Origin of the sequence: Actinoplanes sp. NPDC049548 (assembly GCF_040676695.1) — a bacterium.
Classification (GTDB): Bacteria; Actinomycetota; Actinomycetes; order Mycobacteriales; family Micromonosporaceae; genus Actinoplanes.
Genome location: NZ_JBFAPM010000014.1, coordinates 108,247 through 127,656 on the forward strand (window position 1 = coordinate 108,247; position 19,410 = coordinate 127,656).

At 69.3% G+C, this 19,410-nt stretch carries 20 protein-coding genes, 1 tRNA gene and 2 pseudogenes; 7 read left to right on the plus strand and 16 right to left on the minus strand.

Features of this window, described 5'->3' with window-relative positions:
- Positions 1-34 precede the first annotated feature (34 nt).
- Both AB0J80_RS25970 and AB0J80_RS25975 read left to right on the plus strand, forming a co-directional pair.
- Positions 35-551: pseudogene (locus AB0J80_RS25970) on the plus strand (pyridoxamine 5'-phosphate oxidase family protein); the annotation flags it as partial.
- A 386-nt stretch (positions 552-937) separates the two neighbouring features.
- Positions 938-1,011: transfer RNA gene (locus AB0J80_RS25975), tRNA-Gly, on the plus strand.
- Positions 1,012-1,071: 60 nt separating this feature from the next.
- Here the strand turns inward: AB0J80_RS25975 and AB0J80_RS25980 are convergent.
- The 6 genes and pseudogenes from AB0J80_RS25980 to AB0J80_RS26005 all read right to left on the minus strand — a co-directional run.
- A complete protein-coding gene (locus tag AB0J80_RS25980) occupies positions 1,072-2,229 on the minus strand; it encodes a tyrosine-type recombinase/integrase (RefSeq protein ID WP_364709870.1) in 1,158 nt (385 codons plus the stop codon).
- Entirely contained in the window at positions 2,229-2,432 is a 204-nt protein-coding gene (locus AB0J80_RS25985; protein ID WP_364709673.1) for a helix-turn-helix domain-containing protein, read from the minus strand. The genes AB0J80_RS25980 and AB0J80_RS25985 overlap by 1 nt, the downstream gene beginning before the upstream one ends.
- On the minus strand, positions 2,429-4,207 hold the full coding sequence (locus AB0J80_RS25990; protein WP_364709676.1) for a replication initiator: 1,779 nt from the start codon (positions 4,205-4,207) through the stop codon (positions 2,429-2,431). The genes AB0J80_RS25985 and AB0J80_RS25990 overlap by 4 nt, the downstream gene beginning before the upstream one ends.
- Positions 4,204-4,761: a DUF2637 domain-containing protein gene (locus AB0J80_RS25995; RefSeq protein WP_364709679.1), complete on the minus strand. Its 558-nt coding sequence runs from the start codon at positions 4,759-4,761 to the stop codon at positions 4,204-4,206. Before AB0J80_RS25995 ends, AB0J80_RS25990 begins: the two co-directional genes overlap by 4 nt.
- A 6-nt stretch (positions 4,762-4,767) precedes the next feature.
- On the minus strand, positions 4,768-5,031 hold the full coding sequence (locus AB0J80_RS26000; RefSeq protein WP_364709682.1) for a hypothetical protein: 264 nt from the start codon (positions 5,029-5,031) through the stop codon (positions 4,768-4,770).
- Positions 5,028-6,300: pseudogene (locus tag AB0J80_RS26005) on the minus strand (FtsK/SpoIIIE domain-containing protein); the annotation flags it as partial. The gene AB0J80_RS26000 and the pseudogene AB0J80_RS26005, both read right to left, overlap by 4 nt.
- Positions 6,301-6,551: 251 nt before the next feature.
- Here AB0J80_RS26005 and AB0J80_RS26010 point away from each other — a divergent pair.
- From AB0J80_RS26010 to AB0J80_RS26020, 3 genes are all read left to right on the plus strand, one after another.
- Positions 6,552-7,241 carry a GAF and ANTAR domain-containing protein gene (locus tag AB0J80_RS26010; protein ID WP_364709685.1) on the plus strand — a complete coding sequence of 230 codons (690 nt, stop codon included), beginning with the start codon at positions 6,552-6,554 and terminating at the stop codon, positions 7,239-7,241.
- A 579-nt stretch (positions 7,242-7,820) separates the two neighbouring features.
- Positions 7,821-8,546, plus strand: a complete 726-nt coding sequence (locus tag AB0J80_RS26015; RefSeq protein ID WP_364709687.1) for an ATP-binding protein — start codon at positions 7,821-7,823, stop codon at positions 8,544-8,546.
- Positions 8,543-8,899: an STAS domain-containing protein gene (locus AB0J80_RS26020; RefSeq protein WP_364709689.1), complete on the plus strand. Its 357-nt coding sequence runs from the start codon at positions 8,543-8,545 to the stop codon at positions 8,897-8,899. Before AB0J80_RS26015 ends, AB0J80_RS26020 begins: the two co-directional genes overlap by 4 nt.
- Positions 8,900-8,925: 26 nt before the next feature.
- On the opposite strand, the gene AB0J80_RS26025 is transcribed toward AB0J80_RS26020, so the two are convergent.
- A complete protein-coding gene (locus AB0J80_RS26025; protein WP_364709690.1) occupies positions 8,926-9,384 on the minus strand; it encodes a hypothetical protein in 459 nt (152 codons plus the stop codon).
- Between the two features lie 685 nt (positions 9,385-10,069).
- Positions 10,070-10,252, minus strand: a complete 183-nt coding sequence (locus AB0J80_RS26030; protein ID WP_364709693.1) for a hypothetical protein — start codon at positions 10,250-10,252, stop codon at positions 10,070-10,072.
- Positions 10,253-10,841: 589 nt separating this feature from the next.
- On the opposite strand from AB0J80_RS26030, the gene AB0J80_RS26035 reads away from it, so the two are divergent.
- Together AB0J80_RS26035 and AB0J80_RS26040 are read left to right on the plus strand one after the other, a co-directional pair.
- Entirely contained in the window at positions 10,842-11,636 is a 795-nt protein-coding gene (locus AB0J80_RS26035; RefSeq protein WP_364709696.1) for a hypothetical protein, read from the plus strand.
- Positions 11,633-11,998, plus strand: coding sequence for a transcriptional regulator (locus AB0J80_RS26040; protein ID WP_364709699.1), 366 nt, complete (start codon positions 11,633-11,635; stop codon positions 11,996-11,998). The genes AB0J80_RS26035 and AB0J80_RS26040 overlap by 4 nt, the downstream gene beginning before the upstream one ends.
- Positions 11,999-13,329: 1,331 nt before the next feature.
- On the opposite strand, the gene AB0J80_RS26045 is transcribed toward AB0J80_RS26040, so the two are convergent.
- The 8 genes from AB0J80_RS26045 to AB0J80_RS26080 form a co-directional block, all read right to left on the minus strand.
- Positions 13,330-13,806, minus strand: a complete 477-nt coding sequence (locus AB0J80_RS26045; protein ID WP_364709701.1) for a hypothetical protein — start codon at positions 13,804-13,806, stop codon at positions 13,330-13,332.
- 110 nt (positions 13,807-13,916) lie between these two features.
- The gene (locus AB0J80_RS26050; protein WP_364709704.1) at positions 13,917-14,333 is read right to left on the minus strand and encodes a VOC family protein; all 417 of its coding nucleotides are present in this window, start codon (positions 14,331-14,333) and stop codon (positions 13,917-13,919) included.
- 5 nt (positions 14,334-14,338) lie between these two features.
- Positions 14,339-14,764 (minus strand): helix-turn-helix transcriptional regulator, encoded by a 426-nt coding sequence (locus AB0J80_RS26055; protein WP_364709707.1) that lies wholly within the window; start codon positions 14,762-14,764, stop codon positions 14,339-14,341.
- A 104-nt stretch (positions 14,765-14,868) separates the two neighbouring features.
- Entirely contained in the window at positions 14,869-15,696 is an 828-nt protein-coding gene (locus tag AB0J80_RS26060) for a hypothetical protein (RefSeq protein WP_364709709.1), read from the minus strand.
- Entirely contained in the window at positions 15,693-16,046 is a 354-nt protein-coding gene (locus AB0J80_RS26065; RefSeq protein WP_364709712.1) for a PadR family transcriptional regulator, read from the minus strand. The genes AB0J80_RS26060 and AB0J80_RS26065 overlap by 4 nt, the downstream gene beginning before the upstream one ends.
- 43 nt (positions 16,047-16,089) lie before the next feature.
- Positions 16,090-16,950, minus strand: coding sequence for a LamG-like jellyroll fold domain-containing protein (locus AB0J80_RS26070; protein ID WP_364709714.1), 861 nt, complete (start codon positions 16,948-16,950; stop codon positions 16,090-16,092).
- Positions 16,951-17,027: 77 nt separating this feature from the next.
- Positions 17,028-18,062 (minus strand): hemolysin family protein, encoded by a 1,035-nt coding sequence (locus AB0J80_RS26075; RefSeq protein WP_364709716.1) that lies wholly within the window; start codon positions 18,060-18,062, stop codon positions 17,028-17,030.
- Positions 18,055-19,389, minus strand: coding sequence for a hemolysin family protein (locus tag AB0J80_RS26080; RefSeq protein WP_364709719.1), 1,335 nt, complete (start codon positions 19,387-19,389; stop codon positions 18,055-18,057). The genes AB0J80_RS26075 and AB0J80_RS26080 overlap by 8 nt, the downstream gene beginning before the upstream one ends.
- Between the last annotated feature and the right edge of the window lie 21 nt (positions 19,390-19,410).

A 19,410-nucleotide genomic window follows, 5' to 3' on the forward strand; every position in this document is an offset into this window, starting at 1 on the left:
GTCGTCTCGTACATATGTTCGATATGATGTTGCCATGGCTTCCTGGTCCGAATTCGCCGCCGCCGAGCCCGACCTCGCCGCGGCCATCCGAGCGCTGCTCCAGCAGTACGGCCCAGGCATGGGCTACCTCGCCACCGTGCGCGCCGACGGCGGCCCCCGCGTGCACCCGGTCTCCCCGGTGATCACCGACGAGGGCCTCTTCTGCTTCATGGTCGACTCCCCCAAACGCCACGACCTCGAACGCGACGGCCGCTACGCCCTGCACTCCTATCCCCCGGAAGAGAGCGACGACGAGGCCTACCTGACAGGCCGCGCCCACCTCGTCACCGACCCCACAGTCATCAGCCGCCTCGCCGACGCCCTCCGCGCCTCCCCAGAAGTCGATTGGCGCCTGTTCGAGTTCTCCATCGAAACCGCCATGCTCCGCCGCCACGGCCCCGCCGGCGCCCTCCCCCTGGCCATGAGCCTGCGCTACCCCCCAATCACCCTCACGTGGCACGCGCTCGGCATCAGATCAGCCACCCCGTCCCGCCCGGAAGCCTCCAAGCCCTTGTCCACGACAACCGTCACCCTCGGCCGAGGCGACGCGACCCCTCACGTCGACCCGCCCGCCACGGCCCTCGGACCCTCCGCAAGCCCCAGCACCCGACCCGCCGCCGCGGCCGCAAGCGCCGGCCCACCCACCGACTCCCCGGCTGCCTCCCCTGCCGCAAACCCGACAGCGAGGCCGGCCATCCACCCCCTCCGCGCCGCCGGCGTCTTCCTCCAAGACCTCACCCCGGCCACCACCAGCGCGTAGGCGCCGGCCGGACACCGCGATCTGCGTTCGCGAGGCGCTGCCAGGCCCGGAGGGAGCTGGGCCGCGCCAAGTCCGGCCGGCGTCTACACGGGGCGGTCCCGCCACGATGCCCCCTCATCGGGTACAGTGGGGCCGCTCGCGGGTGTAGTTCAATGGCAGAACATCAGCTTCCCAAGCTGACAGTGCGGGTTCGATTCCCGTCACCCGCTCCAACGACTGAGGCCCAGGCCAGCGGCATGATCCGCGACCTGGGCCTTCGTCATTCCTGATCTCTATTCGGCTGCCGTGCCCCCTGCGTGCCCCTCCGGAGTGGCGTGCCCTCCCGTGCCCTTGGCGTCCTCCACCAGCTTGCCGAGCGCGTCGGCGATCTTCCGGTCCCTGCCGGCCGTCTTGTGTAGGTAGATCAGCGCGGCCCGCGTGGTCGAGTGACCCATCCGGTCCATCAGGTCTCGCAGGGTTGCGCCGGTCTCGGCCGCCCAGGTGTTCCCGGTGTGCCGGAGATCGTGGAAGTGCAGACCGGGCACGCCGGCCTTCTCGATGGCCGTGCGCCAGTGCTCCTGAAAGTTCGATCGCCGCAGCGGCCCGTCCAACGGCCCGACGAACAGCAACGAATCCGGACGGTCGCCGGTGAACTCTTTGAGGTGGTGGACAGCGTCCGGCACGAACACCGAGGGAATCGTCACGATCCTCACGCTTGCCGCCGACTTGGGCGGACCGAAGACCAGCTCGCCCGTGGGCAGCTCGACCACTGACCGCTCCACCGTGACCGTGCCATCCGTCGTGTCCACGTGCTGCCGGGCAAGCGCGGCCAGCTCGGCCCAGCGCAGCGAGTTGAAGCACGCCAGCAGCACCAGCAGCCGGTACCGGTCCGGAACGGCGCCGGCGATCGTGAGCACCTGGTCCACGGTGACGATCGGCCGCTCCGGGCTCTTCTCCACCCCGGCGCCGTCGATCTGACAAGGATTCCGGTTGATCAGCCGGTCGGAGACCGCCGTGTTGAGCATCGACCGCAACAGCCGGTATGCCTTGGCCACCGTGACCGGACCCGTGCCCGCGTCCAGGAGATCCCGCCGCCACTTCCGGAGGCGAGGCGTTGTGATGTCGGTCAGATACAGCTTGCCGAGAGCCGGAGTGATGTGGAGCCGGTGCAGGCCTTCGTAGAGCACAACCGTCTTCGGGCGTAGCTTGGGCCGTTCCCGGATCCAGGAGTCGCCGTACTCCTTCAGCGTGACCTTGCCCGCCGCGGGGTTGAGCCAGTCGCCCCGGGCGATCTCCGCTTCCTTTGCCGAAAGCCAGAGTTCCGCATCCCGCTTTCGCTCGAACGTGGTGTCCGCCGGCCGCAGCTCCCCGTCCGGGCCGGGATAGCGAGCCTGCCACCGGCCGGAGGGAAGCTTGCGAACCCTGCCGAAGTGCCGCCGCTTCGCTGCCATCACGCAGCCCTCCGCATCGGCGTCGGCGCGACCCGGTGAGCCGCGATGTAGGCGGACAGCACGCTCTCCTCGATGCGGACGTGCGTGCCGAGCTTGACGTAGGCGATCCGCCGTTCTTCGATCAGGCGCCGCACGAAGCGCTCCGAGGTGCGCAGACGCTTCGCGGTCTCATCGATGGTGAGCAAGGCATCCAGTGCGGTCATATATCCCCTTCCCCCGTGGCAGCGGTGTGCCGGTCTGTTGCCGAAAGGTTTGGTGAGCTGCCGGCCGCCGCCCTCTCCTTGGCGGATAGCAGCTGCGAGCGCCACCGGGCGCGTTCGGAGATGGAGCGCAGCAATCGGTGCGCCAGCGGCGGTACGTCCCGGTCCGTGGGCCGAGCCATCTCCCAGGCGTGCCGCAGCGGTACCGGGCCGGCGGCGCCCGGTTCGGCGTCGGCTCCCGCGGCGTCCGTGGTGACGCCAAGCAGCGCCCGCACCCACTCGCGGGCGTCCGCCTTGTGATCCGAGAGCGTCTTCCCGGACCAGTCGCGGGAGATCAGGATGCGCCGGCCGCCGATGCCGAGGCTGGACCGCTGGTGCACCTTGCCCTTGCACCGGCCGGGCCGCAGCTTCCCGGTGGCCTTCTTTGGCTGCACGCCGTAGAGCAGCCAGTTGGCGCACCGGTCGGTGCAGGGCGTCACCTGGAGTTGCCGCCACAGCCGTTCGAGGTGCGCCCGCTGCCGCTCGGTCCCGGTCGGGTGGCAGTCTGCCGCGTGCTTGGTGATGTACTTCGTGATGTAGCGCAGCGTGCGCTCGGAGTCCTCGGTGCCCGGCATGACGCCGCGGGCGTCGACCTGGGCGCCGAAGCGGACGACGTGTACCGGTTCGGCGTCTGGATCCTCGTCGATCGCGTCGAGTGCTTCGTCCCACGTCGCTAGCGGTATGCGGGTGTCCGGGTCGACCCAGGACTTGGCCTGTTCGTCCCAGACTGGCGGCCGGTCGACGCCGTACCGCTGCACGTCGACGGACGGCCACCACACCTGGTGGTAGGTCGCCGCCGCCACCGTCCGCAGTGCCTCGCGCGGGATGGTGCCTCGGATGGCGAAGTGGGCGTGTGGGGCCAGCCGCCTTTGCGGCTCTACACATCCGGCGTACTGGACGTTCCAGCCCTCGCACCGGCGCAGGTTCTGCCAGAACCGGTCCAGCAGCCGGGGGAAGTGCACGGCGTCCCAGGCTGCGCGTCGGTAGTCGTACCGGGCCGGGTTGAGCGGCGTGCCGTCCTCCCGGACCGGGCCGTATGAATCGAGTGTGAGGGTCAACCACATCGAAGGCTGATAGGTGCTGCCGTCAGGCGCGGTGTAGATCTTTCCGACCGTGCGCGGCTCGACCTTGCGCCGGGGCAACTCCGGCGCGTCCTGCCGACGCCGGGTCGAGCGCTTACGACGCGGTCCCGCCTCCGCCTCCTCTTCGTCTGGGCTCTGATGCGGTGGTGCGACGCGACCACGCAGGCCCTCCGTGGTGATCGCCTCTTCGAGCTCGCGGATGGCCTCGTCCAGGTCCGCGACCTCATCCCAGCGCGCTGACCGGGCCGCCGTGTCGCGCTCGAACTCGAGGTGACCGCGCAGGACGATGAGCGACTTCTGATCGTCGGTGGCGGGTTCGGGGCCGGGCAGCGGCTCGTCTTCCCGGTGCCATCCCTCGCGGATCTGCGCCTGCCGCAGCCGGCGGTTGCGCCGGGCGCAGGGCAGGCACTTGTCCTCGCGGGTAGCCCCGCACGGCAGGTCGATGACCTCGGTCTGACCGGTGTCGAGGTCGGTACGGCGCATGGGGATCGGCCGCAGGCACACGCCGTAGTCGGTGGCGAGTTCCTTCAGCACGTCGACGGAGCGGGGTAGCAGCATCCGGGCGGCCCGCGACCCGGGTCGCGGCTGTTTGACCGGTGCCTTGTCTTCTGGACTCGTGGCGGCCGGCGCCAGGCCGGGCAGGGTGGGTGCGGTCATAGGCGCTCCCCGGTGTCGATCCGGGCGAGCTGGAGGGTGCGCAGCGGCGGACGTTCCGGAGCGGTTGGCCGCTCAGTGGGGACCGGGGCATACACGACCGGTTCGGGTTCCTGTTCCTCGATGGGAGCTGTCGGTTCCTCGCTGACGGCCGCCGGTTCCGCGGTGGCCGGGGTGCTGGACAGGACGACCTTGGCCAAGGCGAGGAAGGCAAGTGATGGGACGGCCGCGACGATCCAGCCCCACGCCGACGCCTCGGCCTCAGCGACCTGGGCGGCAAGGGATAGCAAGGCGAACGCGGCCAGCAGCACGGCCACGAAGCGGACGGAGTGGCCAGCGCGCCGGCGGGCGCGGATTTCCAGGCCCAGGTAGATGGTCATCAGTTCCACCGCTACGGCGTTCGCCCAGCCGATCCAGTGGGGCTGGCCGTGCGCCACGGTCAGGTCGTGCACGTGGGTGAAGGCGGCGGCACCGGCCATGCCGCCGATGGCCAACAGGATCACGACGCGTGCGGTCGACTCCGGCCGGAGCCGGGGCTGTGCGGTCTGCTCGGGCATGGGTGCTCACCTCCCGCTCGGGCGAAGATCTGTACGGATGTGGTCAGGCGGATCCCCCAGCGAGGCCACTGCTTCGGACAGGCAGCGCCAGAGCGTCCAGGCCTCGGCATCGGTGAGGTACATGCGGCGGCGGCCAGCACCGACGGCGAGGTAGACCGGGAATGGGTCGGCGCGTTCGGTATCGACCCGGACGGACACGGCGGTCCGCTCACCGTCGGCGCCAGGAGCGCGGAGTCGATAGAAGCGGCGTGCGGGTCGCTCGGCGGTCATGCTTCTTCCTCCTCGACGTCGGACCGGGGGTTCAGGGCATCGAGCAGGGACTTCGGGAGCAGCGGCCGAGACCCCGCCCGGCGCGGTGCTGGCAAGCGGTCCGGTTCGGGGGCGGTCTCCCGGCCGACCTGGGCGAGGATGTCGGCCGCGTGGGCCGGGGCCGGGTGCTCCGCGGCCATCGCCCGGATGTGGTCGTCGCTGAGGTAGGAGAAGCGGATCCGTAACGGGTCCGGGGTGCCGTCGAGGATCACGTAGGCGACGCCCTTGGCCCACCGGGGCATCTGGTCCGCCAACGCACCACGGTCCCGTGCGCCGTCGCCGAGCACCATGTCCACCTGGGACTCTTCGGTAAGCCCGAGGGCGATCCGGGTCGGGAACAGGTCCCGGAACGGCAGCACCTCCTTGCGGGGGTCCTGGAGCGCGGCGACCACGAGAACTCCGACGCCCGCACCCTGCGACAGCAGCAGCCCTAGGGAGTTCGCGATCCGCTTCTTCAGGTCGCTGTCCTGGAGGTACGCGGTCAGTGCCGCCATCTCGTCGATGAGCACCACCACGAGCGGGTCGTCCGTGGTCGGAGTGTGCACCCGGACAACACCCGCCAACCGTGCCTGCCGTTCCCGCAGCACGGTGACCGCCTCATCGAGCAAGTCGGCCATCGCCTCGAAAGACTTACTTGCGAACCGGGCGAACATGGGCCGGCCCATGGCGAACTCCATGCCGCCCTTCGGGTCAATCACCCAGAGCCGCACCAACCCCGATGAGACGCCGCCGGCCAGCGACCGGACCAGCGACCACAGCACCGAGCCCTTACCGCGCCGAGTGGCGCCGCCGACCAGGACGTGCGTGGCGAGCAGGTGCAGTGACCAGGTGCGCAGCCAGCGGCAAGGAGGTGAAGTCGGGCACCGCCGGAACGGGGAACGGTTCGACCACCTTGCGCAGGGCATCCGTCCGGACGAGCACGAGGTAGACCACGGTTGGCCGGTCGCGGAATCGCACCCGGTCGACCGCACGTAGCAGCCAGGCCGCCCGGCCCGTCCGGTCCGGCGCATCATCGGGGTGTTCGGCGTAGACCCGTGCGTGCCTTCGGCCGAAGGCATACGCCAGATTCGCCGTCACCTTCTGGAAATCCGCTGGGCTCTGGCCTCGCACCATCCGGATGGTCAGCACGTCCAGCGCTTCATCGCAGCGCACTCGCAGCAGCTTGGGCAGGACCGGCCGGTGGTCGTACGTCTTCGCCAGGCCGCACAGGGTCATGGCCTCGCGCCACAGCCAATGCTCCCGCTGAAGGCTACGGGCGGTCCAACACAGCCCGGCAGTCCGAGTATCGTGGCGGGCAAATACCCGAAACCTCCTGCTCAGGTCAGCGCCGGAACTCCGATACGCTGACCGCCGACAAAGGCGACGCGACCGGACTCCGCGCCATCACATATCCGGCTGTGTCGCTGCCTGACCGATCTTCCGAAGATTCGGGGAACGTCGCGGGTCACGCCGAGCAGCCGAACCCGCAAGACGGTCGACTGTTGGCCGATGCCCTGGCGGCCCTGGCCGGCACCCCGGACGACGATCCGGGTGTGGAGCCGCTGCTTGAGACGATCGCGCAACTGACCGTCGACCGGGTGGGCGGGCTCAGCTACGCGTCGATCACATCGATGGCCGACGCCGGCTACGTCACGGTAGCGGCCAGCAGTGAGGTGGCCCGGGCAATCGATGCCGTTCAGTACCAGGCGCAGGACGGCCCCTGCGTGCGAGCCCTCGAGCAGCAGGAACCCATGGCCGTGCCGGACGTGACCACGACGATGATATGGCCGGACTTCGCCCGGGTCGCGCGCCGCTACGGACTGAACGCCACGATGTCGGCGCCGCTGTACACCGGTAGCGGCGCCTGTGTGGCCGTGCTGAACATGCACGGCCGTGAGCTAGCCACGATGGCACCGCTGATCGGCGGGGTGTGGTCGATTTACCGGCCGCAGCAGCAAATCGTGCTGCCGGGAGAACAGTTCGGGACGCTGGACGCTGGCGGCCTGGAACTACTGGCCGGACTCACCCAGGCCCTTGCCGTGCGTGAGGTCATCCAGCAAGCCATCCACCTCGTCCGGGCGTGCGAGGGCTGCACCGCGCGTGAGGCGTACCTGTGGTTGGTGCAGCGCGCCGCGGCCAGCGGGGCGAACCTAGCGCAGACCGCCGCGCGTCAGCTCGCCAGCGGGCTGTGACACGCAGGGGCGCTGAAGCGTCACGCAGGCGGGGGTGGGGAGCTCAGGGCGCCTGTGGTCAGCGCGAGCCGCAAATCCGGCTCGGTGGTAGAACCCGGTGGTTCTGACGGGCATCCGTGGCCCCGCCCCGGCCGGTGATGACCCATCGGGACCTGATGGCGTGACAGTGTGGCTGTCTGATCGAGTCCCGAAGCCTTTCCCGCTTGCTCAGGTCAGTGCTCTGCGTGAGGCTCGGGTGCGTTGAGGTTTCGGAACTGAGTGGCTGGCCGTGACGTGCGTCCGCAGGTTGGGCGATCGGCGGCGGTTCCGGTGTGTTCACCGCGTCGAAGGCGTCGTCGCAGTGGCCGGGGTGCGAACGATTGTGACCATGGCTGCCGCTTGGGAGACTTCCGGTAACGGCGCCGTGGCGATGCGGTGCTGCGGCTAGAGAGGCTGTGCTGCCGGGTGCATCACGATTGATGGGGCGGGGTCGGCGGACATCGGGCGCCGGGCAGGCGTCTCGTACCGCCGTATCTGCTGCGTCGCAATGAGCCCGCCCAGGCTGGTGGTGTCCGCGTCACATTGGAAGTGGAGTCGTCGGTGGCGGTGCTGGCGGTGCACGGCCCGTACCTGTTGCCGCTGCAATGCGATGCCCATCTGGCGGCCCGGAAATGCTTGAGCGCGCATCCCGCCGGTCTCGTCGTCGACCTGCGGGAGCTGGACGACCAGAACGGTGCCAGCGCCGGTCTGTGGCTGACGGTTCGACGCTTGGCGCAGCGGATGGATCCGCCGGTACAGGTAGTGGTGTGCGTGCCCGCCGGCTTCGAGATTGCCGCACGGCTGCGGCGCTTGGGCGCAAGGCGGTTCCTGCCGGTGTTCGCCACGTTCGAGCAGGCGCGGGCCGCGGCGTGCGACCGAAGGCCGTTGACCGATCGGGTCGTAGTGCTGCTTCCTGCCGGGGCCGGCACAGCGGTGCCGGCCCGTGCGGCGGTCACCGAAGCCTGTGCGGCCTGGCGCCTTAGCGATCTCGCCGAGCGGGCCGAGCTAGTGGTTTCCGAGCTGGTGGGCAATGCCGCGCAGCACGCCGGCACCTCGATCACCGTGGTCGTGTCCCGCAGAGGCACCGGGGTGCACCTGATCGTGCAAGACGGTGATCCGATCATGCCCCGGCTGCTCGAAACGCTTCCGCTGCGCTCCGGCGAGTTGCCGTCGCGCGGGCTGGGGCTGGCGGTAGTACACGCGGCCGCGGCCGCGTGGGGTGCGATCCCCACCGCGCAGGGCAAGGTTGTCTGGGCCACGATCCGACCCGAGATCGCGAAGCGGTGACGTTCGTGCAGCCGTCGACCGCCCACGACCCCAAGGGTACGGTGCGTGTCACGACGACAGCCAGTACCGAGCTGACTATCCACCTTTGCGGTGAACTCGACCTGTCCACCGTCTCGGCGCTGGTGGACGAGCTGCACGCCGTGATCACACTCGGGCCAGTCGGGCCGGTCGTGGTGAATTTGAGCGGCCTCGCCTTCTGCGACGTAGCCGGGGCCCGGGCGTTGACGAGGCTCGCCGAAGCGGTGGCCAGCCACGGCGACACCTTCCACGTCCGCGGTGCGAATCCGCGCCTGCGGTGGCTGTTCCACCAGATCGGAGCTGAGCTGCTGCTGTCCGGCCCCGCCAAGCCATGACGTCGCCTGATATCAGCCCATGCGGCTTAGAACTGCCCGTCGTCATCCTCACGGCGACTGCGGCTCATCTCCCGATCGATCTCGGCCTGTTCTCGATCCGCTCGTCGCTCCCCCGCGGACAACGCGGCGTCGGCCCGCTCGAGCCGGGCCCGAGACCGTTCCACCGCCTGCAGACCCCGCTCGATCGCCGCCCGGCTCTCTCGCACACGGTCCTCGGAGCCGGCGCGCAGGCGCTCATGACGCTCGGCCAGCGTCCGCTCCCACTCGTCAAGCCGCCTCTCGCGGGCGTCCGCACGCGCTTCCCGGGCATCGGAGATACGGTCTCGCTCGTCAGCGATCTGCTCACGTTGATCCGCCAAACGTTCCCGCTCGTCAGCGATGTGATCCCGCTCGTCGGCGGCCACGACGCGGTCGTCCACGCTCCGCTCACGCCGTCGACCGTCATCACCATCCTGGCTCGAACCCGTCAGGTCCTGCGAACCCATGACTCCACGTTAAGCGGTCCGGCGCCGCTGAACACGGTGATGGGAGAGCAATCCGCCAAGCCAGGCGCGCATAGCACCGGCCAGCCCATACCGCAGACATGGCAGCTGGCGGGGTACGTGCCGCCAGGGGCCGCCGACTGGCACCCATTCGGGCACGGGGATGCCGTGGCACCGTACGGGACGGAGTGGTCCGTACTGGGGATTTTGTTGGGGAACCGTCCGGAACTGCCGGGGCGGCCGCGGGATGCGCCGGGATGCCGCTGAAACGTACGGGCAGGTGAGTGGCACTTTCCGGGACCGATCGAGTCCACATGGGATGATCGTTGCGTTGTTCCCAAGCTGACAGTGCGGGTTCGATTCCCGTCACCCGCTCCAACGACGGAAGCCCTGGTCAGGACCGATGGTCCCGCCAGGGCTTCCGTATTGCTAGGCCATGCTGACACAGGGATGGGCCATTGGCTTCCTTCAGCGGTCGGTTTCTCGCCCCGTCAACCCGCTTTGCCTTGCGCACGCCCGGCTTGCGCCGGGCGGCCTTGAACGCCTTGTCCATCGCGTCAGCGAAGACCTGCCGGATCCAGCCGCTGCGCTTGCCGGGACCGCCTTTTACGCACGCCGCCCCACGGGTTTTGTCCGACGTGACGTGCCGAGACGGCGATCATGCCATTGCCGAGCGGTCCGCACGGCCTCATCGGTAGCAGGACCAGCTGTAAGGATCGTTGAAGTTGCTGTAGCTGGCGTACGCGGAGGCGGTCTTGTACTGGTCGCGGCATGCCCAGCCCATGTTCACCGGGCGGTCGAACGAGTTGGTGCACTTCCAGCCGAACGCGTTGTGCTCCACCAGGTGGGCGTAGGCCTGCTCGTATTGCACATCGCAAGCCGCTTGGACGTTGATCCCTCCGAGACGGGTCGCGGCGGATGCCGGAAGGGCCGATACCATTGTCGCTGCACCGGCCGTGAGGACGGCGGCAGCAGCTAGTCCCATCCGTCGGCTGCGCAATCTGGTGAACCGTCGGTTGGTGGTCATTCTTTCCACGGGGATTGTCTCCACTCTTTCGCGGGCTGTGACCGGGCCCGATCATGGCTGTCTGCAGGTCAGACCATCGGCCAAAGGCGTCATGCCGTTTGCGAGGCGGTTCGCTGCTTCGTTGCCCGTCGATGGCCTGTCACTTTCCTTGCGTGACTGCGACCTACACATTCGATGCGACGCGCATCACGCTGGCAAGGATGGCATCGGCCGGACTGCGTGTTCGGCCACCTGGGTCTGCCCATACGATATATTCATGCTTGTAAAATCGTGGCGCCCAAACTAGTTCCTCACAATTTCCTCACATCGTGCGCCGAACTCCGAGCATTTCGCTTGCCGAGGGAGTCGGCAGATCTTGGCCCGGCCGGCTGTCTTGTGCGGGAGATCAACGCGTCCCGCGTGGAGTGACGGTTTCAGCCCCCTAGGTGTGTCTGTGGTGCGCCGAAGATCGTGGAACTGCAAACCCGGCACGCCGGCCTTCTCGGTGCCGTGCGTCGGCGCTCATGACAGTTCGATCGGCGTAGCGGCCCGTCCAACGGGCGAAGTTCTGCTCGACGCGCCGGCTACGTCCAAGGCTGACAGCCTCGGCTTGAAGCCGGATGAGCCGACGACGACACTCGGCCACCCCAGCCGTCCACTCGACCTCGCGTGGCGGGACCCATGGACTTGCCTGAACAGAAAGAAGCCGCTACTTTCCTTTCAAGCAACCTATGAGGGTGAGGAAAGCATGACCGCATTGCCCGATCCTGGAGAGGCTGCCCGGGCCCTGTCCCTCGCCGACCGGCAGCGCCGGCACGCCATCATCGGAACAGACGAACCGCTCTGGGTATACGTCGCCGCTGCGATGATGATGATCATTCTCCTCGCGGTGACGGACTTCGCGCCCCGCTGGTTCGACGTGGTGTTCCCCGTCCTCGTGCTGCTCACCATCGCCTGGCAGAAGCTGCCGCGCCTTTCCCCGGGACTCGCCACTGCGTTCGGCCGGCGGGCCTACGGCGTACCGCTTCCCCCGCGCGTCCGCCTCATGTACGCCACCATCGGGATCATGTACGTCGCGACGGGGATTGTGGCCGTCGGCGCCGACCTGCCCCGACGCTTCGGTGCACCCACGTTCATGGTGGAGCACAACCTGGCGATCACCGGCACGATCGTGACCCTCGTCTTCATACCGCTTTCGTGGGTGATCGAACGAGCAGTGCGTCACAGGCTGAGCCGCACCCCGCGATGAGCCCGCGCTACCGGATTCCGCCCGGCAACACCGATCTTGACCCGCTTCTGCTGGACCCGACCCGCCTCGGCATCGTCTCGCTGCTCACCGGCGCCGTCTGGTGTGAGTTCGCCTTCGTCCGAGACAGCGTGCAACTCACCGATCCGGCATTGTCCAAGCAGGTCGCCACGCTCAGTAAGGCCGGATATGTCGAGGTACACAAGGGCTCCGTAGGCCGCGCTCCCCGCACGTGGCTGCGGGCCACTCAGCGCGGCAGCGCACGGCTCGAGCAGCACCTCTCCGCACTGCAGGCCATCGTGGCCCAGGCGCGTACCGCCGCCGGCAGCCACCGGCCCGAGGAACCGCCGGGTTCGCTGGGTTGATCGGGGTCGTCTCCGATCTGCATGGGCCTACGGGCGCCGGTCGGCCGTGCCCGAACCGTCTGAACGCGGCACTGAGCGCCGCCTCGATCTGCACTCCGACGGGATTGCCGGGCGACTTTGTACGGTTCCCAGGCTGACAGTGCGGGTTCGATTCCCGTCACCCGTTCCAACGACTGAGGCCCAGGCCAGGATCGATGGTCCGCAGCCCCGGGACTTCGGGCTCACATCGCCAGCGTGGCCGGCCGGCCTGGCACGTCATGGACGGGCCAGGCCGATCGCGGCAAGGGACACCCGAACCCGCGCCGACCGGCGCCCTGAACACTGCGGGCTTAAGACCCAAGCGCCTTTCGAGATTCCACAAGCCAGGGGTACGCGGTCGTTCGGAGGTTCGGCCGGCCACCGTTTATCTGGCTGGACCGCGGCGAGCTTGGTCCGTGCCGCCGGGACGGGGAAGGCGCCTGGCTGGGGTCAGAGCAGCGGTTCGCTCGTCCACGATGCGCTGTCGCGCCGCGGCCGCTTGCGCGGTGCGCCACTGTGCCGCCGCGTCGGCCACTGTGCCCGAGGGCTGACGTAGCGTCCTCGGCATTTCCTGCGAACCGTGCGAAGTGTCGGAAGCAGCGACGGAGGAGGTTGATGATGATCCGTTGGCCGACCGTCGCGACGCGTGGCGAGCAACCCAATCCGCTACGTCTGCCCCGGCCAAACCCCGACCGGCGGGCCGACTCCGATGCGAAGCATTCGACGAGTACGACGGCGGAGCGGCGCTCACATTCTCATAGCGCGGAGGCGCCTCCGACGGGATCGAACGTGAAGAAGGCGCCGCTCGCGGAGCGAACTCCCCGTAGTACCCGCGGTCACCCAGCACGGCCGGATTCCAATACTCTGATCCGCCACGTGAGCCGGCCTCCGACGACTGGCCTCTCGCGACTCCCCTACGGTTCCGAACTCGCTCGTAGTAATCACTGTCGCTGGAATGCGACGCGAACTGATCCTGATCCGACACAGCTGCTCCCTTCAGACCCGAGTACTTACCTCCACGACGAAGCTTCGGGGCTCAAGGTTCATCGCGACCGAGACTGAAAGCAGCACAGGGACACGGGGGTCGCGCAGCAACCTCGTTGAGGTGACGACAAGCGCTGGACCGAGCCGGCCGAGCACCGCCGGCGATTCAGCAGGCCAAGCCCCAGCCGAACTGGTTGCACGACAAGCTCAGTGGTCCCTGTCCCCCGAGGTGCGCTGAGCTGCCGAGACGATAGGGGCTACAGGTACGGCAGGTGTCCCCTGTCTGTCCGGCAACAGGCGCCGCGGCGGCGGGCCCGGCTCAGGGTCGGTCAGCGGACTCGGGCCTGGCGTGTTGCTTGGGCCGTGGTCCAGGCCAGATGGGCTGGTGGGGTGCTCGGGACGTTGGCGGCGGCAGGGGCACGGCCGGTGACGAACTGGGTGGCGGCGGCGCGAAGGCGTGCTTCTTCGGTTGCCTTGGTCACGCGCTCGTTGGCGATGCGCAGGTGCCAGGCGAGCCTGGCCAGCTGGGTCTGCTTCTCCGCCGAAAGGCCGCTTCGGCTCCGCGGAGCATGAGCTTGGTTGCGGAATCTCTCAATGAGCTCGTTCGCCTGTGTCGGCGGCAGAATCTTCGAGGGGTCGTGGTAGCGCCCGGCGAGCTTTTCGACGCTTGCCGACAGGTGGGCGTCGATCGCCTCGTAGAGGCCGGAGTTGTGGCCTGCCGTGGCTTTGGCGTTCCGGTAGCTCTTGACCGTGTCGGGAAGGTCCTGGCCGATCGTCTTCTCCCACTGGGTTCCCCAGACGGGCATGGGTGGTCCTTTCGTCGACGAGATGCCACCTAGGAACGGGCGCAGACGCCGACAGGTTCAGCTCCCCGGTGTCATGGCGGTGCGCTTCCACCGCCATGACGATGCCGGACCTACCGCTTGCGGGGTTGGTTGAAGCGGATCATGTTGCCCGCCGGGTCGCGGAAGGCGCAGTCGCGGACGCCGTACGGTTGGTCCATCGGTTCCTGGAGGACCTCGGCGCCCGAGGCGCGGATGTGGTCGAAGGCCGCGTCGACGTCGTCCGTGGCGAAGATCAGGCCGCGGAGCATGCCTTTGGCGAGGAGCTCGGACTGCTTCTGCTTGTCGTCCCGGGAGGCGTTCGGGTTGGAGTCGACCGTCTCGATGGTGATCTCCAGTTCGGGCTGGTTCGGCGGGGACACGGTCACCCAGCGCATGCCCTCGAAGCGGATGTCGGTGCGGACCTGGAGGCCCAGTACGTCGCGGTAGAAACCGAGGGCCTTGTCGTGGTCGTCGACGGTGATGAAGCAGTGCGAAACCTTGATGTCCATGCAGCTCACGTTAGTTTCGGCGGTGCCGTCGAGGCTTCTCCGTTCCTGACCGGCCTGGTGAGAATCTTGGCGAAGCAGGCGGGGATGGCGGCGCCCGCGTCGTGGTTGCGGGCTCGGTACGCGCTGGGGGTCTCGCCGACCAGTTCGGTGAAGCGGGAGCTGAAGGAGCCCAGGGACGTACAGCCGACGGCGAAGCACACCTCGGTGACGGTGAGGTCGCCGCGGCGCAGCAGTGCCTTGGCTCGTTCGATGCGCCTGGTCATGAGGTGGTTGTAGGGCGTTTCGCCGAAGGCCGCGCGGAAGCTGCGCGAGAAGTGGCCCGGTGACATGAGCGCCTCGCGGGCGAGCGCCGGCACGTCCAGAGGTTGCGCGAAGTCGCGGTCCATCCGGTCGCGGACCCGGCGCAGGCGGACGAGGTCGTCCCGGTTCATGCCACGAGCATGCCACGACCCGGTGCCGTGCCGACCCCTCCGGCCGGGAACCGGCCGAGCCCGGCGGAGCCCGGGCGGAGGGACCCCCGTTGCCGTGTGGTGGATCAGATTCGTGCCTCGCGCCGGGCGACCGTCAGCGACGCCAGCAGCAGGGCAGCGGGAGGAAGAGCTGCGACGGCAAGGGACAAGGCGGCCGGCCCGAGGCTCTGCACTCCCCTGAGGCCGACCACGAAGCCGAGTTGGATCAGCAACCCGCTGAGCAGCATCAGGCCCAGCGCCATCGTGACCCGCTCATCCACGACCGCCCAGAGCAGTCCGGCCGTGGTGAGCGCCACGAGCATGCCGAAGTTGAGCCACCCCGAGATGTCCGGGAGGAACCGGCCGAGCCCGTGGTCGGTCGCGACCAGCAGGAGCGGGGCGAGCGGGGCGTACCGGAGCAGTCCGAAGACGGGCACATGTTTGTGCCTGCGCATCGTCAGCAGGAGCACGACGGCCAGCGGTAGGTGCCAGAAGATGCCGAAGCCCGGACCGGTCATGGTGAGGCCGAATGCGACCGCTGCCGACGCGGCCGCGAGGCGGTGGTACGCACGCCAAGCGGCGAACAGGGCGATCACGGCCGGGCCGAGCGCGATCACTTGCAGAGCGTTCAGCATGGTGAGGCGTACGACGGCGTTCGCCACCGCGGAGACCAGCAGCATGAGAACGCCCGCGCGGGCGGCGGCCGGCCAGCTCTGGCGGAGGCTCTGGCGGTGAACGCGGCCGGCGCGTACCCGGAGGGCACCGAGCACGAGCGCGACCACCTCGCGCGGCGAGGTGCCATCGGCCGACTCCATCAGGGTCTCCAGCACTTCGGCGCCGCGCGCTCGGCGATAGTCGGCCGGGTAGAGCCGCAGGAGGCGCGCGTAGCGGCGTTCCAGGGCCGGGGCGGTCATGCGAGGCCCGCCGCGGGGCGGGTGGAGTGCCGGGTCGCGCGGTCGGTGACCACGCGCGCCGCCTCGGCGAGGTGGACCGCCTCCGTGCGCAGGGCGGAGAGTCCGCCGGGTGTCAGCGTGTAGTAGCGGCGCGCCCGGCCGTTGACGATTTCCTCGTTGACGACGTGGACGTACCCTTCGCCGGTCAGGCGGTCGAGCGCGGTGTAGAGGGTGCCGGTCGCCAGCTTCACGCGGCCCTGCGACAGGGTCTCGACCTGCTTGATGATCGCGTACCCGTGGAGCGGTTCATCCTGAAGGGCGGCCAGGATGAAGTACGTCGGCTCCCGCATCCGGGAGGGTTTGTCGCTCATGGCGATCACTATATACGTAGACGAGCTACATATGTAGGTACCCTCAGCTGATGGTCAGGAAGACGTTGTCGATCTGGCCCGCGTACTGGTCGTTGCCCTTGTTCGCGCCCTTGCCGCCGACCCGCAGCGGCTCGGCGTTGGCGATCGAGAGGTTCATCGGTACGGCCACCGACGCCCGCTCGACGCCGTCGACCGTCAGGGTCAGCCGGTCAGCCGTACGGGCGCAGCTCAGGTCGTGCCACACCCCGTCGGCGACGTCGACGGCCGGTTCGGCGCGGTAGATGCGGGTGCGGCTCGCGATCACACAGCTGGGGTGGCCCTGGCGGTGGTCGACCTGGAGCTTGAACTGGCTCACGCCGCCGACCGAGTAGCCCTTCTGGAAGACGTTGGCGCCGTCGGCGAGGTCGCTGTGCGTCATCAGGATCGACGCGCCGTACTCCATCGGGCGGGTGCCGGGGTTGAGGTCGTCGTCGCGCAGGCCCTCGAGGATCGCCCGCGGGCATTCGCGCTCGCGGATCAGTGTGCAGCGGGCGGGGTACTGCACCGCCAGGCCGGCGCCCTGCGGGACCAAGCTCAACGTGCCGCCGTTCTGGCCGAGGGCACGCAGCTCGTGGCGGCCCCGGACATCGGTGATCGGCTCGGCGACGCCACCGTCGAAGGTGTAGCGGACCGTCACGGGCGCGGTTGCCACACCCACCGCGCCGACGCGATCCGCGGCTCCGAATCCGATGTCGCTGGTGGTGAGCACGCCGCCGGAGGGGCGGGGCAAAACCATCGGCGCGAGCCGGGGCGCGGCGTCGCTGCGCTGGGCGAAGTGGGCCACGGCCAGCAGGCCGGCGCCGAGGACGGCGGTGGCCGCGAGCGCGCCGAGTGGGCTGAACCAGGACCGGCGGGTGTCGAGCATGCGGCTATTGTCCGAAACTTGGCTACAGGTGTTAAGTACAAACTCCGCGTCGGCGCAAAAGTGGTGTAAAGCACCCCTTAAGTGGTCGGTCGAATGGTCAGCTCGCCGGGCTCTCCCACCACCGCGTGCAGGACGTCGTCCAGGGCGATCACCCCGAGCGGCCGCCGGCCGTCGCTGACCAGCACGATGTGCCGCCGGTCGCGCCGCATGGTCAGCAGCAGGTCGGCCAGGTTCCGGTCGGGCGGCACCACCGCGAGCGGTCGGATGATCTCCGCCGGGATGGGCAGGCGGCGCGCGGCGCCTTCATAACCCAGGACATCCTTCACGTGTACGAAGCCGAGCACGCGTCTGGAGTCCCGCTGCACCACGGGGAACCGGGACCGGCCGCTGCGCGTCGCCACGGCCTCGATCGTGGCCGGCGACGCGTCGTCCGCCACCGTCGTCACGCCCGACCAGGGCCGGAGGGTGTCCGCGGCCGTCCGTTCGCGCAGGCCCAGAGCCGCGTGGATGCGCTCGTACTGTTCCGTGCCCAGCAGGCCTTCCGACCGCGCCTGCGTGACCATGCCCGCGAGCTCCTCCGCGGTGAACACCGTCTTGACGGCGTCGGTCGCTTCGATCTTCCACAGGCGCAGCACCGTGCGGGACGCCCAGCGCATCGCCGACAGGACGGGCCGGGTCGCCGTACAGAAAGCCAGCATGAACGGGCCGAGGATGAGCGCCGAGCGTTCCGGGCCGGCCAGCGTGATGTTCTTCGGCACCATCTCGCCGACCACCGTGTGCAGGAAGACCACGATGCCCAGGGCCAGCACGAACGCCACCGGATGGACCGCGTTCTCCGGCAGGCCCGCCGCGGCGAACGGGCCCTCCAGCAGGTGCGCCAGCGCCGGCTCGGCGATCGCGCCCAGGCCCAGGGAGCAGATCGTGATGCCCAGCTGCGCGCCGGCGATCATCAGCGGGATCTGGTTCATCGCCGACAGCGCCCAGCGGGCCGGACGGGACGTCTCCGCGAGCGGCTCCAGTGCCGTACGCCGCGACGCGATGAGCGCGAACTCCCCGCCGACGAACAGCGCGTTGCCCAGCAGCAGCACCACCGTCACCAGCAGCTCAGTCATCGGCGGGCTCCGGCGGCGCGACGACCCGGACCTGCTCGATGCGGTGCCGGTCGACCTCCATCACGGTGAACTCCCAGCCCTCGTCCTCGAGCGACTCGCCTGCCACCGGGATGTGGCCCAGCCGGGCGAGCAGGAAGCCCGCGAGCGTCTCGTACGGCCCCTCGGGCAGCCGGAAGCCCGTCTGCTCCGCCAGCTCGTCCTCGCGCAGCAGCCCGTCGACCAGGAACGTGCGGCCTCCGTCCGGCGCAGTGAGCATCTCGCTGCCCGCGTCGGCGACGTCCACGTCGTACTCGTCGGCGATCTCCCCGACCAGCTCCTCGATCAGGTCCTCGACGGTGACCACGCCGTCCGTGCCGCCGTACTCGTCGACCACGATCGCGAGGTCGGCGTCGGCGGCCCGCAGCGCCGCGAGGACCTTGTCCAGGCCCAGGCTCTCGGGCACGTACACCGGCTCGCGGGCGACGGCGGACACCCGCGTCGACGCCCGGCGGTCGGGCGGCACCCCGAGCGCGTCCGGCACCCCGACCACGCCCACGACGAGGTCGAGCGTCGTCTCGTACACGGGGAAGCGGGTGTGTCCGGTATCCCGGGCGACCGTGATCAGGTCCGCGACGCTGGCGGTGGTCTTGAGGCCGACCACGTCGACGCGCGGGGTCATCGCCTTGGCCGCGCGTTTCTCCCCGAAGCGGATGGTGCGGCGCAGCAGCGTCGCGGTCTCGGCCGGCAGCGCTCCCGCGCGGGCGCTGATCGCGGCGAGCAGGCCGAGCTCCTCCGGTGAGCGAGCGCTGGCCAGCTCCTCCTGCGGCTCGATGCCCAGCCGGCGGACGAGCCAGTTCGCCGAGCCGTTCAGCGCGCCGATCAGCCATTTGAAGAGCTTCGAGAAGGTACGCAGCGGCGCCGCCGTCACCAACGCGACCCGCATCGGCCGGGCCAGCGCGGCGTTCTTGGGGACGAGCTCGCCGAAGAGCATCGACACGAGCGTGGCCAGAGCCAGGGCGAGGAAGTGGGTGAACGTCTCGGTGTAGCGCCCGGCGACCGGCTCGATCAGGGGCGTGAACAGCCGCGACAGCGCCGGCTCGGCGAGGTAGCCGGTCAGCAGGGCGGTCAGCGTGATGCCGAGCTGCGTACCGGAGAGCTGGAAGGACAGCTCCTGCAACGCGTGCCGGACGGTCCGGGCCCGGCGGTCACCCTCGTCGGCGCGCTTGTCGATCTCCGCCCGGTCGACGGTGACCAGCCCGAACTCGGCGGCCACGAAGAACGCGTTGCCCGCGGTGAGCAGCGCGAAGGCCGCCAGCGGGAGCACCGCGGTCAGGATCAGGCCGTCCATGATCGGTTCACCTCGGCCCTC

Excerpts from the sequence above, each read along its gene's own strand:
- AB0J80_RS25980 (WP_364709870.1), bottom strand. The coding sequence starts at position 2,229 with ATGGCAGCGAAGCGGCGGCACTTCGGCAGGGTTCGCAAGCTTCCCTCC.
- AB0J80_RS25985 (WP_364709673.1), bottom strand. The coding sequence starts at position 2,432 with ATGACCGCACTGGATGCCTTGCTCACCATCGATGAGACCGCGAAGCGT.
- AB0J80_RS25990 (WP_364709676.1), bottom strand. The coding sequence starts at position 4,207 with ATGACCGCACCCACCCTGCCCGGCCTGGCGCCGGCCGCCACGAGTCCA.
- AB0J80_RS25995 (WP_364709679.1), bottom strand. The coding sequence starts at position 4,761 with ATGCCCGAGCAGACCGCACAGCCCCGGCTCCGGCCGGAGTCGACCGCA.
- AB0J80_RS26000 (WP_364709682.1), bottom strand. The coding sequence starts at position 5,031 with ATGACCGCCGAGCGACCCGCACGCCGCTTCTATCGACTCCGCGCTCCT.
- AB0J80_RS26025 (WP_364709690.1), bottom strand. The coding sequence starts at position 9,384 with ATGGGTTCGCAGGACCTGACGGGTTCGAGCCAGGATGGTGATGACGGT.
- AB0J80_RS26040 (WP_364709699.1), top strand. The coding sequence starts at position 11,633 with ATGAGCCCGCGCTACCGGATTCCGCCCGGCAACACCGATCTTGACCCG.
- AB0J80_RS26045 (WP_364709701.1), bottom strand. The coding sequence starts at position 13,806 with ATGCCCGTCTGGGGAACCCAGTGGGAGAAGACGATCGGCCAGGACCTT.
- AB0J80_RS26050 (WP_364709704.1), bottom strand. The coding sequence starts at position 14,333 with ATGGACATCAAGGTTTCGCACTGCTTCATCACCGTCGACGACCACGAC.
- AB0J80_RS26055 (WP_364709707.1), bottom strand. The coding sequence starts at position 14,764 with ATGAACCGGGACGACCTCGTCCGCCTGCGCCGGGTCCGCGACCGGATG.
- AB0J80_RS26060 (WP_364709709.1), bottom strand. The coding sequence starts at position 15,696 with ATGACCGCCCCGGCCCTGGAACGCCGCTACGCGCGCCTCCTGCGGCTC.
- AB0J80_RS26065 (WP_364709712.1), bottom strand. The coding sequence starts at position 16,046 with ATGAGCGACAAACCCTCCCGGATGCGGGAGCCGACGTACTTCATCCTG.
- AB0J80_RS26070 (WP_364709714.1), bottom strand. The coding sequence starts at position 16,950 with ATGCTCGACACCCGCCGGTCCTGGTTCAGCCCACTCGGCGCGCTCGCG.
- AB0J80_RS26075 (WP_364709716.1), bottom strand. The coding sequence starts at position 18,062 with ATGACTGAGCTGCTGGTGACGGTGGTGCTGCTGCTGGGCAACGCGCTG.
- AB0J80_RS26080 (WP_364709719.1), bottom strand. The coding sequence starts at position 19,389 with ATGGACGGCCTGATCCTGACCGCGGTGCTCCCGCTGGCGGCCTTCGCG.